The following is a 13,888-nucleotide window of genomic DNA, read 5'->3' on the forward strand; positions in this document are numbered from 1 at the left end:
GGGGCGTTCTGCCGCGGGGTCCCCGGACGGCGCCCAGGACATGGGCAGTTGTCCTGCCATTACGGGAGATTGCCGCCCGGGGCGGTCACGGCATCACGGGCCATCCGGCTCGGGCGCCGAGCCGGTTGTCCGGAAACCTTCGTCCGCCGGGAATCTTCATGGCCCCTCGCTCGTCTTCTCAGTACGGGTATCGGGGGCGGAATCGGCCACAGGCGCCGCATGCCGCACTCAGGTGGCTTAAAGGGGCGTAAGCCGGGCAGCCAGAGATGAGCCGGGGTCGGGTGGCGCCGGGACGAGCGGTCTGCGGGCGGTGGGGAGTGACGACTTGATGAGCACGGCGGAGCGACGCGGGACTCCCGGGACGGGAGCGGCGGCGCATGAGACAGCGCGAAGGGGTCCGCGGGCACGGGATCGCGGCATTCCGGCGAGCGGGACCAGAGCGATTCCGCGGGGGCGCGGCCCCGCGGACGGGCCGGGTGCGGCCGCGCGGGAAAAGCGGTACGAGCCATACGAGAGGCCGTACTACCGGCCGTTGTGGGTCGAGGAGCCGGCGCGGCGACGGCGGCTGCCGGATCCCGTGCGCACGGCGGCGGTGAGGGCGGTGCTCATCATCGCGGTGACGCTGATCCAGGCGGTGACCGCATTCCTGTGCACGCTCGCGGGTTCCTGGCTGGCGTTCCCCATGGTGCTCAGCAGCGTCGTCAGCACGGTGGTGGCCACCTGGGGCGTGCTCGACGTCTGGATCACGCGCCAGGTGTGGAACCAGCGCCACGGCGTGGTGTCTGCCCCGAGCAGCACGGCCCGGACCCTGCGCCGCGAACGCCGTACGGCGCGCGACCAGGGCCGGCCCGCGCAGCGACGCGGGGAGCGGATACGCGGGCAGGGCGGTGCCGGGCAGCTGTCCCACCCCTGACCGCCGCGGCCCTCGCCCACCCGACCGATCGGGCGCGAGACGGCCATGGCGCCGTGGGCACCGGCCCTCGGCCGGTCACTCCTGGGCCGTAGGGCCACGGGACGCGCGACGGCACGCCCCCGCCTCCTTTACGGGGCGTCCACGGCAGGCCGCTTGAACATCCGGGTCGCGGTGATCTCGCTGTGTACCGCCTCTCCGGCCTGAGCCTGCCCCGGCAGTCCCGGCCGAAGGTGTTCCTCGACACGGATGTACTTCAGTCCGGCGCGCAGGTCGGCGTCGTTGCGCAGCCGGATCACCAGCGGGAACTCGGCGAGCGCGGTCGTGTCGAACAGACCGGTGGTGTAGAGGAGCTGAACGCCGAGCGCGTCCGACACGGCCCGCTGGAGTTCCAGAAGGTAGGTGGCGTTGGCTCGTCCGATGGGATTGTCCAGGAACAGTGTGCCCGCGTGGCGGTGCTTGTCACGGCCGCGGTCGTTGCTGCGCAGCGCCGCCATGGTGCAGTACAGGGCGATGGCGGCCGTGAGCAGCTGGCCGCCCGAGAACACGTCGCCCATCTGACCGACGGGGACTCGCTCGGCACGCAGTACGGCGTCCGGTTTGAGGATCTCGACAGCCACGCCCTTCGGCTCCAGGGCCGCGCTCACGCCCCGCAGCAGCAGTGACATACCGTCGCGTCTCAGGTCGGAGTTCTTCCTGACGGCTGCCCTGGTCGCCTCGTCGATGACCTCGCCCAGGCGTTCGATGAGGGTGGCCGGGTCGGGCTCCTCGAAGCGAATGCGCAGGAACTCCTGCCCTGACCACTCGCCCAGGCCCTCGGGGAGCCGGGACAGGCGCTGGGCCGAACGCAGCGTGGCGAGTGCCGATTCGACCAGGCCCCGCAGCCGGTCCACGATCGAGTCCCGGTTGCGCTCCAGTTGCGCCAGCTCGTCGGTCAGCACACGCAGCCGGGGCGCGAATGCATCCGCCCACTTCTGGGCGTGCTCCGGCAGCGCGGACGCGGGCAGTTCGCGGATCTGCTGGCGGGCCGGGGTGCGGACTTGTTCGTAGCGTGTGGAGTTGGCGTGCCGGACGAGTACGTCGGAGGCCTCACGGACGGCCGCATCGGCCGCGGACAAGTCGGCGGCACAGCCGCGCAGGGACCTGCGGACCTCGGCGGCGCTCTGGCGGGCTTCCTCGAGGGTGCCCGCGTAGGGCTCCGGTTCCTCCCGCTCCTCGTCGGGAGCGTGCTCGCGCAGCAGGTCGCGGAGCATCGCGGCGATCTCGTCGAATCCGCCGGCCGCGTCCTCGGCGGCCCGGTGGGCGGAGAGGAGTCCGGAGTGGGCCTCACGCGCCGCGTCGAGTTCCTCGGTGCGGGCGGCGAGTTCACCGGTCGCCGTGCGCAGCAGGACTTGCGCGTGCTCGGTGTCGCGGGGCTCCAGTTCCCCGGGCAGTTCGGTGTGGGTCTCACCGCTGGTGGGGGCGTGCCGCTCGGCCTCGCCGCGCAGCCGGCCGAGTTGTTCGCTCGCCGTGGACATACGTGTCTCCAGCAGCTGGACAAGCTCCTCCGCGCGCGCGGAGGCGGCCTGCCGGGACGGCCCGTCGGATCCGTCCGGCGACTGAAGGAGCTGCTCGGCGCGCGTACGCACCTTGTTGCTGAGCCGCTCCAGTTCGGCCACGGCGGCCGAGTCGTCGCTCTCCGCCCGCGCCTGCTCGGCACGGAGGTCGGCGCCGACACCTACCTTCTCGTACACCTGCGAGGCGGCGCGGTATGCCTCGCGCAGGGTGGGAAGGGCCGCCTTGGGCGCATCGCCCGCGTCACCCTCATCGGCCGCGTCGGCCGGTACGTCGTCGGGAGCGCCCGCGATCTCCGCACGTTCGGCGCGCAGGGCACGCGCGGTGCGGCGTGCGTCGTCGGCGGCGCGCTGGGCGGCGCGCCGGTCCTCGTCGGCGGCTCGGGCGCGCTCCAGGAAGGACTGGGCGCGGGCCTCCGACTGGGCTGTCTCGTCGGCGAGTTCACGCAGCTTGACCTGCCATCCCGCGCGCTCGCGCAGCCGGAAGGCCAGCCCGGCGAGCGCGTCGGCGGCGCGTCTGGCCTTCTGGGCCGCTTCCTGCCGCTCGTCTCGCACCTGGGCCGCCTCGGCGGCCGCCTCGTCGGCCTCGGCCCGGACCGTACGGGCCTCGGCGAGTTCACGCTCGGTCTCCTCGGCGAACGCGCGCGCTTCCTGGGCGGCCGTCGTGAGTTCGGTGAGCCGTCCCCGGGGGCAGCCGGTGCGCCAGGAGGACAGCCGGGCGGCCAGTTCGCGGTCCTTGCCGAGCCGCGCGGCCAGTGCCCGGATCTCCTCGTCCCGCTCGGTGGCGCGGGCGCGCAGTGCCTGCCGCTCCTCGTCGGCGGCGTGCTCGTCGTGCATGGCGGGGTTCGGGGGCACAAGGAACACATCGCCGCTGCCGCCGCCCGTGTCGGCGGCGGGAGCCGGGGCGAGCAGCGCGGCGGCCGTGCCGACGGCGACGGCGGAGCGCGGCAGCAGTGCGGCGTCGCTGAGCGCCTGGCGGGCCCGGGCGTGCGAGTCCGGGTCGGTGATGATCACACCGTCGACCAGTTCGGGGCGGGCGGCCAGTACGCGCGCGTGGTCGGCGGGGTCGACGGCCTGGGCGAGGTAGCGCCAGCCGGGCAGGGCGGGAATGCCGTGCTCGCCGAGGAACTCGACGGTCGCCAGTACGTCCGGGCCCGGCGGGAGCAGTCCGCCGTCACCGAGGGCGCCCAGGATGCGCGCGTCGTCGGCCGCCGCGGTCCGCAGTTCGAACAGCTGCCGCTCGGCGGAGGAGACGGAGTCGTCGAGCAGTTCTCGCAGTTCGTCGGCGAAGCCGTCCAGTTCCTCGGCGCCGAAGGCGCCCTCTTCCGGTGCCGGTGCGCCGGACATGCCCGTCTCCCCGTCACGGCGGGGGCCGGGAACCCGGTTCCGCGCGCCGCCGCCGGACAGGCTCAGCAACTCCGCGAGCCGCTCCTCCGCGGCCAGCACCTGCGCGGTACCGCGCTCGGCCTCGTACGCGCGCTCGGCAGCCGTGGTCGCGTCCGCCGCACGGGCCGCGGTCAGTTCGGCGCGCGACTCGGCGGATGCCGCCTCGCGCGCGTGCTCGGAGGTCCGGCGGGCCGTCTCCCGCGCCACGTCCCACGCCGCGACGGCCGTCTTCTCGGCGTCGCTCGCCGCGAGCGCCGCCCGTGCGGGGTCGGCGTCCGGCGCGCTGTCGTCGAGCCAGCCCGCACGCACGGCCTCGGCGGTCTCCTGCTCCACCTCCTCGAGACGCTGGCGGAGGTGTCCGGCCTCGCTGCGGGCGCGCTGCGCCTGGGTGGCGGCGGCGGTCGAGTCCCGGTGGGCCGCCTCACCGGACTCCTGGAGGGCGGCGGACCGCTCCTCCTCCTCATTGGCGAGCGTCTCGGCGCTCCCGGCGGCGGCGTGCAGAGCCCTTACGAGATCGACCGCCGCCTTGGCGCGGGCGGCGAGCGCCGGGGCCGCGTCCCGCTCGGCCTCGCGGATGGCGGCGGCCACGCGGGCTGAGCGGTCGGCCGCGGCGCGATGACGCAGCACGGCTTCGGCGGCCTGCCAGGCGGAGTAGAGCTGGCGGGCGTCGGCGAGTTCACGCTTCTGCGCGGCGGCGGCCTTTTCCGCTCCGGCGAGCGCCAGTGAGGCGTGGCGGTAGGCGAGTTCCGCCGCGACCAGGGAGCTGCGCTCGCGGGCGCCCTCGGCATGCGTGACCGCGTACGCGGCGGCGGTGACCCGCTGGGCCAGGTCGGCGGCCCTCATCCGCTCCTGCACCCCGCGCCCCGAGAGCCGTCGTGCGAGGGAGCGGGTCCGTCGCTCGGCGCCCGCGTGGATGTCCCGTGTCCGCGCCCTCGTCCCGGCGGCGTCCACGATGCGTCCGAGCAGGTCCGCCGACCCGGCGGTGAAGTCGCGTTCGGCGATCAGTTCGGCGCGCCGGCCCAGCTTGTTGCCGAAGCCGCTGACCAGGTCGGCCAGTCCGTCGGTGTCCCTGGTGTCGGTGACCGCGCGCAGCAGCAGGTCCGTGAAGTCGGAGTCCTTCTTGACCGCGAAGAGGCCTGCCGCCTCGCCCTCGTCGGCGTTCATCTCACGCTGGTAGCGGAAGAGTTCGGGGTCGAGGCCCAGTTCCGTCAGATGCTCGTTCCAGCGGTCGTGGATCTCCTCCCAGTGCACTTCGAGGTGCGGGTAGGCCTTGCCGGACTCCATGAGGGCGTCCCGGAAGCCCTTCATCGTCCGGCGGCGGCCCGTCGCGCCCGAGGCGCCTTCGGCGGGCGGCCGAACCGCGGTGGACTCGGCAACCGGCAGATTGTCCAGGCTGAGCCCGGGGCCCGGCCGGAAGGAGTACCAGGCTTCCGCGAACTTCCGCGGGTCGTTGGAGACCTGGCGGCCTCGCCACTCGCTCACCTTGCCGACCACGACGCACTCGCCGGTCAGCGTGTGCTGCCACTCCAGGGCCACATGCCCGCAGTCGTCGGCGAGGAGGAACTTGCGCAGCACGCCGGAGCTGGCTCCGCCGAGCGTGTTGCGGTGACCCGGCAGCATCACCGAGAAGATCAGTTTGAGCAGGACGGACTTGCCGCCGCCGTTCTCGAGGAAGAGCACACCGGCAGGTGCGGGCCGGCGCGGCGGGCCGAGGGGCTCCTCCTCGAAGAACTCCGCCTGGGCGGGCGCGGGGTCGGGCACCGGATCGCCCACTCCTCGCAGGTCCAGCACGGTGTCGGCATAGCGCGCACCGGCAGGCCCGATGGAGTAGAGGCGGACCCGGGACAGCTCGTACATGGCGGCGGACTCTCGTAGTAAGGCTTGGTAAGTCGTCAAAAACGCGGGGAGGTTCTGAGGCCGACGGGCCTTCAGGAGCTCCCGGAGTGGAACGGCAGTCCGGCGTCGGCCACCAGCTCCAGGTCTTCCGTGTCCTCGGCGGGCAGCAGGCTGGCGGTGCCGTCGGTCACCGGGACGACGCCCAGTTCGAGGAGTTCGGCCATGGCGGCGCTGCCCGCCATGTCGCGCACCTGGAGCTGGTAGCGGGCCGTCGTGCGGTAGGTGCCACCGTTGTCGTCGCCCGTGCGCTGGAGGAACCCGGAGTCCGTGAGGAACACGACGGCCTTGCTGACGATTCCGGTGGTCGAACCCGCCAGCCTGCGCGCGTCCTTGGTCGCACCCGTAGCGCTGCGTCTGGCCCAGATCCGCCAGGCCGTCTCCAGCCCCGGCGCGTCAGTCGCCGGGTCGGTGTTCTCGCCCTGCTCCTCGGCCCGCTCCTCCAGACGGCGGCATGCCTGGCGTACGAAGGCGTCGACTCCGTTGACGCTGACGCGTCCGATGTATCCGTCGTCGGCCAGGTCCTCGGGGCGCGGATACGCCAGGGCGGCGACGGCGAGATGGGCGAGGCCGTGCAGGAAGCGGTCGCCGGAGTCGGCCGAGGTGCGGCGCGCGTAGTCGCCCATGCGGACGGCGAACACGGAGTCCTCGGCGGCGGTCACCGCCATACCCGCACGCGGGGACACCTCCAGGACGACGAGTCCCAGCCCGGTCGCCACGGCATCCGCGAGCCGCGCGAACGGCGGGTCCTCGCGGTAGCGGCGCAGCAGTTCCGTGTACCCCTGGTCGCGGGCCGGCTGGAGCTTGGGCTGCAGCCCGAAGGCGACGAGCCGGGCCGCGTCGGCGGCGTCGGCGGGGGTGACGGCGGTGCTCACCGGCACGGCGGCGGGCGCCGGCTCACTCCACTCGACGTGCTCGGTCACGGTCGGGGCTCCTTGGTGCAGGGGTGCTGATTGCTGGTCATGCCGCTTCCGTACGGTCCGCCGCCATACCCGCCGCGTCCAGCAGCGCGGTGCCGACGATCAGGTCCGCGCCGCCGAACTCCGGGTCGTCCAGTTCCGTACCGTCGTCCACGGCGAACAGCAGCTTCTCCTCGCCCTGCCGGTAGGCCGTGCCGACCGGGGGGCTGGCCGCGTGCACGGCGAGCAGGGCCACCAGGTACGGCAGCTCCGGATCCTGGCGGCGTGCCTCGGCGAGCAGTCCGGACAGCCGGCGCGGTGCGTCCGCCGGCAGGTCGAGCAGGTCCGTCGCGGCGGCCATCTGCTCCTCGCTGAACCGGCTGTCGTCCGGCGTGGCGATCAGATCGGGTTCGGGCATCTCGGCCCCGAGGTGCTCGCGCTCCACCGGAGGCGTCAGCAGCAGCTCGACCAGGTCCCCGATCCGCACGGACCCGGGGGTACGCAGGCCGGTCCCGTGCGCGAAGAAGGCGTCCGTGACACGGATCGCCTGCTCCATCGGGAGGGGCAGCAATGGCGCGAGGAGATGCCCGTAGAGGTCCGTGCCCGAGGTCGCCATGGGTGCGGCGAACGCCTGCCGGTCCTGCTCTGCGCGGAAAAGCGGCCCCGCTTCCAGGAGCCGGGACTGCAGCTGCGTGTGCCGGCGGATGCAGTCCTTGACGATGTCGACCAGCTCGGCGGCGCGCCGCTTCTGCTCGGGGTCCTCGGATTCGTCGCGGGCCTTGCGGATGTTGGTGAGGATCGCGTTCTCGTGCCGGTAGCGGTCGGCGACGTGGTCGAGTGCCTCGGCGATCATGTCGGGCACGGCGTTCAGCCAGTCCACCGCGCGGACGTTGCGCCGAGTCGCCTCCAGGGCCCTGCGCAGCGACTCCGAGTACTGCACGGTGCGGTAGCGCGCCTGCTCGGCGGCGAGCTGGGCGTCGGCCAGGCGTCCGCGGCTGATCAGCACCTCCAGCTTGACCTCGGCGGCGATCTGCGCGCTGGTGACGTCCGTGTCGAGCGCTCCGACGAGGACGTTGACCGCTTCGTCGGTGGTCCGGAGGTAGACGCCACCGCCGTAACCGGGCACCTCTTCGATCAGCTTGAAGTCGTAGTCCCGGCGGACATATGTCCCATCCGGGGCGAACATGCCGTAGACGGCACGGAAGCCGCGGTCGACGCTGCCGACGTTGATCAGGTTCTCCAGGACCCAGCGGGCCACGCGTTCGTGTTCCTCGGCGGGGCGCCGCGGGGCCTGAGCGGTGATGCGCGGGATGAGCCGGGCGACTATCTGGTCATGGTCCGCACCCGTGTCGAAGTCCATGTTCAGCGTGACCAGGTCGATGGCGGCGAGGGCGATTTCGGACATCCCGTACACCGAGTACTCGCCCGCGAGGTTCGCCTTGCGCGCGTCCAGGTCGTGCAACGGCGCCGTGCAGGCGAGCGCGCGCAGCCGCCGCGCCAGCCCCTCGTCGGCGGCCGGGCCCGGAGCCGGGCGCGGCCCCGCGCTGAGCTGGGGCGGAACGCTGTCCGTCGTTGCAGGCGAAGTCACGGTGCACAGATTAGGTCCTGAGTCTGACATCGGACCAAACGGCGCCGGTGCGCTCCGCGCCTGGGTGGGGGTGTGCGGTCCGCTGTTCGCTGCGGGTGCGTCGTGGTTCTTCGCGCAGTTCCCCGCGCCCCCATCGAGCGGGCTCCTGTGCGGCGACACCTGCGGGTGCGTCGTGGTTCTTTGCGCGGTTCCCCGCGCCCCTGCCGAGGCCCTCCTGTGCGCCGATACCTGCGGGAACGTCGTGGTACTTCGCGCAGTTCCCCGCGCCCCTGTCGGGGCGCTTCTGGGTGGCCGTATCTGTGGGGCGCTCCTCGGCAGCGTCTACTCCTCGCCGCCGACGCGCCGTCTGTACACCTCGATGACCCGCTGGAGCGAGTCGCGGAGATAGATCTCCAGCTGTGCCTCGGCCGCGGCGCGGTCGCCCGTCCGCAGCGCCTTGAGGATCTGCTGGTTGCGTTCGAGATACGGCTCGTGCAGCCGTCGGGGGTCGTCCACGACATGGAAGGCCAGGCGCAGCTCGGCGAAGACGCTGCGCATCAGTTCGTCCGTGCGTTCGCTGCCCGCGAGCGCCACCAGTTCCCGATGGAAGTGGATGTTGGCCGTGCCCAGGCTGTTCCAGTCGCCGCCCTCCACCGCCCGCCGCCCCTCCTCGACGGCCCTGGCAAGGCCGTCGAGGACGTAGGGCGGGTCCCCCAGACCGCGCACGACGGCGCACTCGACGAGGCCCCGGGTGCGGTAGATGTCCTCGACGTCCTCGACCGTCAGCACCCGTACGAAGACCCCGCGGTTCAGCTCGTGGACGAGCAGCCGCTCGTGCGTGAGCAGCCGGAACGCCTCGCGCAGGGTGTTGCGCGAGACGCCGAGCGCGCCGCCGATGCCGTCCTCCGAGAGGCGGGTGCCGGGCGGGAAGTAGCCCTCGGCGATACGGCTTCTGAGGATGTCCGAGACCCGCTCCGCGGTGCTGGTGCGCCCCAGCAGGGCGCGGTCCTGTGCCAGTCCCGTCAGCTGCTCCGTCATGACCGGAATTCAAGCGCAGACACGAGGGCGAGACAACACGGGTATTGAAGAATCGTTCAACAATCCTCTACGGTGCTCTGCACGGCGCTCACCGTGTCCCGCTCGGAGCACCGCGACTCACGGCTCATCCCGAAAGCACCCTCCGTCTCTCCCTGCGAGGTGCCCATGAGCACGACCCCTCCCTCCCGCCCCCCGGCCGCCGACGCCCGCCCGGCAGCGATTGAACACGTCGCCGACGAGGGGCCGTTCGGCTGGCTGCGCGCCCTCGGCCCGGGAGGCCGCCGGGCCTTCGCGGGCGCCTTCGGCGGCTATGCCCTCGACTCGTACGACTACTTCACCCTGCCCCTGAGCATGGTCGCCCTGGCGGCGTACTTCGGTCTGGACAGCGGCCAGACGGGACTGTTCACGACGGTCACTCTGGTGGTCTCGGCTGTCGGCGGCGCCGTCGGAGGCGTGCTGGCCGACCGCATCGGACGGGTCAGGGCCCTGATGATCACGGTGGTCACCTACGCCGTCTTCACGGTCGCCTGCGGTTTCGCGCCCACCTATGAGTGGCTGCTTGTCTTCCGTGCCCTCCAGGGCCTCGGATTCGGCGGCGAATGGGCGGTCGGCGCGGTCCTGGTCGCCGAGTACGCGAGCAGCAGGCACCGGGGCCGGACGCTCGGCGCGATCCAGAGTTCCTGGGCAGTCGGATGGGCGCTGGCCGCCGTCGTCTACACCCTGGTGTTCTCCTTCCTGGGCGACGACCTCGCGTGGCGCGTGATGTTCTGGACGGGAGCGCTGCCCGCTCTGCTGGTGATCTGGATCCGCCGCCGGGTGCACGACGCGCCGCAGGCGGCGGCCCAGCGCGAACGGAGCGAGCGGAAGGGGTCGTTCGCGGCGATCTTCACACCGGGCAGGGCCGGCGCGCCCGGCCTGCTGCGCACGACGCTCTTCGCGAGCCTGCTCTCCACCGGTGTGCAGGGGGGTTACTACACGCTGGCGACGTGGGTGCCGACCTATCTGAAGGCGGAACGCGGGCTGTCCGTCGTCGGCACCGGCGCCTACCTGGCCTTCCTCATCTCCGGGGCCTTCATCGGCTACTTGACCGGCGGCCACCTCACCGACCTGCTCGGCCGAAGGCGGACCATCTGGCTGTTCGCCCTGCTGTCGGCGGTCTGCGTGCTGGCGTACGCGAACATCCCCAGCGGCGCGGACGCGCTTCTCCTTGTGCTCGGTTTCCCGCTCGGGTTCTGCATGTCCGCGATCTTCAGCGGCTTCGGGTCCTATCTGAGCGAGCTGTACCCGGCCGCGGTGCGCGCCACCGGGCAGGGCTTCACCTACAACACCGGCCGCGCCGTGGGCGCCGTCTTCCCGACCCTGGTGGGCTTCCTCGCCGATGGCTGGGGCGTGGGCGGCGCGCTGGTCTTCGGCGCCGTCGGGTACGGCCTCGCGGCCCTCGCGCTGCTGGGGCTGCCGGAGACGCGCGGGACGGAGCTGCGGTGAACCCGGCGGAAGGCCGACAGACGGCGGACCGCCCGCTGCGCGTCATCGACGAGAACGCGCACACGTGGAGCCCCGAGGACGCCCGGGCCCGGCTGAGGAAGGGGCTCACCGGTGCCACCGCGGGTGCCGCCGCGGGTCACACCCAGGCCAATCTGATCTCCGTACCGGCCGACTGGGCCTACGACACGCTGCTGTTCTGCCAGCGCAACCCGAAGCCGTGCCCCGTCCTGGACGTCACCGACGCCGGATCCTTCACCACGGTCCTCGCCGACGGCGCCGATCTGCGCACCGATCTGCCGCGCTACCGGGTGTGGCAGGACGGCGAGCTGGTCGACGAACCGACGGATGTGCTCAGGTACTGGCGCGACGATCTGGTGTCCTTCCTCATCGGGTGCAGCTTCACCTTCGAGTGGGCGCTCATCGAGGCGGGGGTCCCCATGCGCCACATCGAGCAGGGCCGCAACGTCCCGATGTATGTGACCGGGCGCCAGTGCCGTCCGGCGGGGCGGCTGCACGGGCCCATGGTGGTGTCGATGCGCCCGGTGCCGGAGCGGCACCTGGCCGCCGCGATCCGGGAGAGCGGTCTGCTCCCGGCGGTGCACGGCGGCCCCGTGCACTGCGGCGATCCGTCGGCCCTCGGCATCGAAGACCTCGGCCGGCCCGACTTCGGTGACGCCGTGGACGCCGAGCCGGACGACATACCGGTGTTCTGGGCCTGCGGCGTGACCCCGCAGGCCGCGGTGACGGCCTCACGGCCGCCGTTCGCCATCACTCACGCGCCGGGGCAGATGTTCATCACCGACGCCCGCGACGAGCAGTACCGCGTCGCCTGACGTCGCCGAACGGGAGAGACCATGATCGATCTGAATGCCGACCTCGGCGAGGGCTTCGGCCGCTGGCGGCTCACCGACGACGAGCGGCTGCTGTCCGTCGTCACGAGCGCCAATGTGGCCTGCGGCTTCCACGCCGGGGACCCGGCCACCATGCGGCGGGTGTGCGAGCTGGCGGCCGAGCGGGGCGTACGGATCGGCGCCCAGGTCTCCTACCGCGATCTGGCCGGGTTCGGGCGGCGCGCGATGGACGTGCCGCCCGGCGAGCTGACGGCCGAGGTCGCCTACCAGATCGGCGCACTGGAGATCTTCGCCCGCGCCGCAGGCTCCCGGGTGTCGTACGTCAAACCGCACGGTGCTCTCTACAACCGGGTGGTGCACGACGAGCGGCAGGCCGAGGCCGTGGTGGACGGTGTGCTCCTCGCGAACGCCGCGCTGCCCGTGCTCGGACTGCCCGGTTCACGGTTCCTGGAGGTGGCCGAGAAGGCCGGGCTCCCCGTCGTAACCGAGGCGTTCGGGGACCGCGCCTACACCGAGGAGGGCACTCTCGTGCCACGCGGCCAGGACGGTGCGGTGGTCACCGACCCGGGAGCCGTCGTGGAGCGGTCGGTGCGTCTGGCCCGCTCAGGGGTCGTCGCCGCCCGCTCCGGACGCGACATCCCGGTGCAGGCGCGTTCCTTGTGCCTGCACGGCGACACACCCGGCGCGGTCGAACTGGCCCGCCGGGTGCGTGCCGGGCTGGAGGCATCCGGCGTCCGCGTGGAGCCCTTCGCATGAGGGCTCTGCCGGTGGGCGACCACGCGCTGCTCCTGGAGCTCCCCTCGGGCGGGGAGGCCCAGGCCCTGCACGCCGAGCTGCTGCGCCGCAGGGCCGCCGGTGAGCTGTCGGTACGTGAGATCGTCCCTGCGGCCCGTACGGTGCTGCTCGACGGCCTGTCCGAGCCCTCCCGGCTCGCGGCCCGCATCGCCGGCTGGGACATCCCGCCGGTCACGGCGCGTGCCGGGGATCCGGTCGAGATCCCCGTACGCTACGACGGCCCCGATGTGGCGGAGGTGGCCGCCCTGTGGGGTGTCGCACCGCAGGAGGTGGGGCGGATCCACGCGGCGGCCGAATTCCGCGTGGCGTTCTGTGGTTTCGCGCCCGGCTTCGGCTATCTGACCGGTCTGCACGACCGGTATCAGGTGCCCCGCCGGGCAACCCCGCGTACGGCCGTCCCGGCTGGGGCGGTGGGGCTCGCGGGCCCGTACACGGGTGTCTACCCGCGCTCGTCGCCGGGTGGCTGGCAGCTCATCGGCAGCACCGACGCGGTCCTGTGGGACCACGCACGCGTGCCGGCCGCGCTGCTCGCTCCGGGTGCCCGTGTCCGCTTCATGCAGGTGGGGTTCTGATGGCGGACCGGGCTCTGTGCGTCGTACGGGCCGGGGCCCTGACCACGGTGCAGGACCTCGGACGGCCCGGCCATGCCCATCTGGGAGTGCCGCGCTCGGGGGCCCTCGACCCGCCTGCGGCGGCGCTGGTCAATCGGCTGGCCGGCAACCCTCCTGAGGCGGCGGTTCTGGAGACCACGCTCGACGGCTGCGCCGTGCGGCCCCGTTCCGAGGTGACCGTGGTGGTCGGCGGTGCGCCGTGCCCGGTGACCGTCGACGGCCGCCCTGTCGCGTGGGGAGCGCCGGTGCGCGTACCGGGGGGTGCGCTCCTGGACGTCGGGCGCGCCCGGTGGGGAGTACGTAGTTACGTGGGCGTGGCGGGGGGAGTTGCCGTCGAGCCGGTCCTCGGGAGCCGCTCCACGGACCTGCTCTCCGGACTCGGCCCGGCGCCGCTCACGGACGGGGCCGTGCTGCCGCTGGGCAGGCCGTTCCAGGGGGGTGTCCACGCGCGCGTGGGCTCCGGCGTGGACGTCGTTCCGTGGCCCGGGCCGCCCGCCGAGCTGGTGCTGCGGGTGACGCTCGGGCCGCGCGACGACTGGTTCACCGCGGACGCCGTCCGGACGTTCGTCACGCGCGCGTACCGAGTGTCGTCCGCGAGCAACCGGGTCGGGCTGCGCACCGAGGGGCCCGCGCTGGAGCGTGCTCGTGCTCGGGTGGGGGAACTTCCCAGTGAGGGGATGGTGTTGGGGGCGGTGCAGGTGCCGCCGGACGGCAGGCCCGTCGTGTTTCTCGCGGATCATCCGACGACTGGGGGGTATCCGGTGGTCGCGGTGGTGCGGAAGGAGGATCTGGCGGGGGCGGCGCAGGCGGTGGCGGGGACCTCGGTGCGGTTTGTGGCCGTGGGGCGGGCTGGGTGGGGTTCGTCGTGACCGGGCGGGTCCGCGGTGGTCCCTGCGGGTG

Annotated in this window: 10 protein-coding genes; 6 read left to right on the forward strand and 4 right to left on the reverse strand. The window is 73.0% G+C overall.

Annotated features, from left to right (window positions below):
* Positions 1-328: 328 nt before the first annotated feature.
* Positions 329-913, forward strand: coding sequence for a hypothetical protein (locus ABZ845_RS10410; RefSeq protein WP_360975858.1), 585 nt, complete (start codon positions 329-331; stop codon positions 911-913).
* 128 nt (positions 914-1,041) lie between these two features.
* Here the strand turns inward: ABZ845_RS10410 and ABZ845_RS10415 are convergent, their stop codons facing one another.
* The 4 genes from ABZ845_RS10415 to ABZ845_RS10430 all read right to left on the reverse strand — a co-directional run bounded on the left by ABZ845_RS10415 (position 1,042) and on the right by ABZ845_RS10430 (position 9,246).
* Positions 1,042-5,706: a hypothetical protein gene (locus ABZ845_RS10415; protein WP_360975861.1), complete on the reverse strand. Its 4,665-nt coding sequence runs from the start codon at positions 5,704-5,706 to the stop codon at positions 1,042-1,044.
* A gap of 71 nt (positions 5,707-5,777) precedes the next feature.
* On the reverse strand, positions 5,778-6,665 hold the full coding sequence (locus ABZ845_RS10420; RefSeq protein ID WP_360975864.1) for a hypothetical protein: 888 nt from the start codon (positions 6,663-6,665) through the stop codon (positions 5,778-5,780).
* A 37-nt stretch (positions 6,666-6,702) separates the two neighbouring features.
* Positions 6,703-8,229, reverse strand: coding sequence for a hypothetical protein (locus ABZ845_RS10425; protein WP_360975867.1), 1,527 nt, complete (start codon positions 8,227-8,229; stop codon positions 6,703-6,705).
* Between the two features lie 321 nt (positions 8,230-8,550).
* Positions 8,551-9,246 (reverse strand): GntR family transcriptional regulator, encoded by a 696-nt coding sequence (locus tag ABZ845_RS10430; protein ID WP_360975870.1) that lies wholly within the window; start codon positions 9,244-9,246, stop codon positions 8,551-8,553.
* A gap of 165 nt (positions 9,247-9,411) precedes the next feature.
* Here ABZ845_RS10430 and ABZ845_RS10435 point away from each other — a divergent pair, with 165 nt between their 5' ends.
* From ABZ845_RS10435 to ABZ845_RS10455, 5 genes are read left to right on the forward strand one after another with little or no spacing between them, the layout of a single operon-like run.
* The gene (locus ABZ845_RS10435; protein WP_360975873.1) at positions 9,412-10,731 is read left to right on the forward strand and encodes an MFS transporter; all 1,320 of its coding nucleotides are present in this window, start codon (positions 9,412-9,414) and stop codon (positions 10,729-10,731) included.
* Positions 10,728-11,564: a putative hydro-lyase gene (locus ABZ845_RS10440; protein ID WP_360975876.1), complete on the forward strand. Its 837-nt coding sequence runs from the start codon at positions 10,728-10,730 to the stop codon at positions 11,562-11,564. The genes ABZ845_RS10435 and ABZ845_RS10440 overlap by 4 nt, the downstream gene beginning before the upstream one ends.
* Before the next feature lie 21 nt (positions 11,565-11,585).
* Positions 11,586-12,338, forward strand: coding sequence for a 5-oxoprolinase subunit PxpA (locus ABZ845_RS10445; RefSeq protein WP_360975879.1), 753 nt, complete (start codon positions 11,586-11,588; stop codon positions 12,336-12,338).
* Entirely contained in the window at positions 12,335-12,949 is a 615-nt protein-coding gene (locus tag ABZ845_RS10450) for an allophanate hydrolase subunit 1 (protein WP_360975881.1), read from the forward strand. Before ABZ845_RS10445 ends, ABZ845_RS10450 begins: the two co-directional genes overlap by 4 nt.
* The gene (locus ABZ845_RS10455) at positions 12,949-13,857 is read left to right on the forward strand and encodes a biotin-dependent carboxyltransferase family protein (protein ID WP_360975884.1); all 909 of its coding nucleotides are present in this window, start codon (positions 12,949-12,951) and stop codon (positions 13,855-13,857) included. The genes ABZ845_RS10450 and ABZ845_RS10455 overlap by 1 nt, the downstream gene beginning before the upstream one ends.
* Positions 13,858-13,888 lie beyond the last annotated feature (31 nt).

The organism is Streptomyces sp. NPDC047022 (genome assembly GCF_040644155.1).
Classification (GTDB): domain Bacteria; phylum Actinomycetota; class Actinomycetes; order Streptomycetales; family Streptomycetaceae; genus Streptomyces.

Coding starts and splice junctions, on each gene's coding strand:
- ABZ845_RS10455 (WP_360975884.1), top strand. CDS start 12,949: ATGGCGGACCGGGCTCTGTGCGTCGTACGGGCCGGGGCCCTGACCACG.
- ABZ845_RS10445 (WP_360975879.1), top strand. CDS start 11,586: ATGATCGATCTGAATGCCGACCTCGGCGAGGGCTTCGGCCGCTGGCGG.
- ABZ845_RS10430 (WP_360975870.1), bottom strand. CDS start 9,246: ATGACGGAGCAGCTGACGGGACTGGCACAGGACCGCGCCCTGCTGGGG.
- ABZ845_RS10410 (WP_360975858.1), top strand. CDS start 329: ATGAGCACGGCGGAGCGACGCGGGACTCCCGGGACGGGAGCGGCGGCG.
- ABZ845_RS10450 (WP_360975881.1), top strand. CDS start 12,335: ATGAGGGCTCTGCCGGTGGGCGACCACGCGCTGCTCCTGGAGCTCCCC.
- ABZ845_RS10415 (WP_360975861.1), bottom strand. CDS start 5,706: ATGTACGAGCTGTCCCGGGTCCGCCTCTACTCCATCGGGCCTGCCGGT.
- ABZ845_RS10435 (WP_360975873.1), top strand. CDS start 9,412: ATGAGCACGACCCCTCCCTCCCGCCCCCCGGCCGCCGACGCCCGCCCG.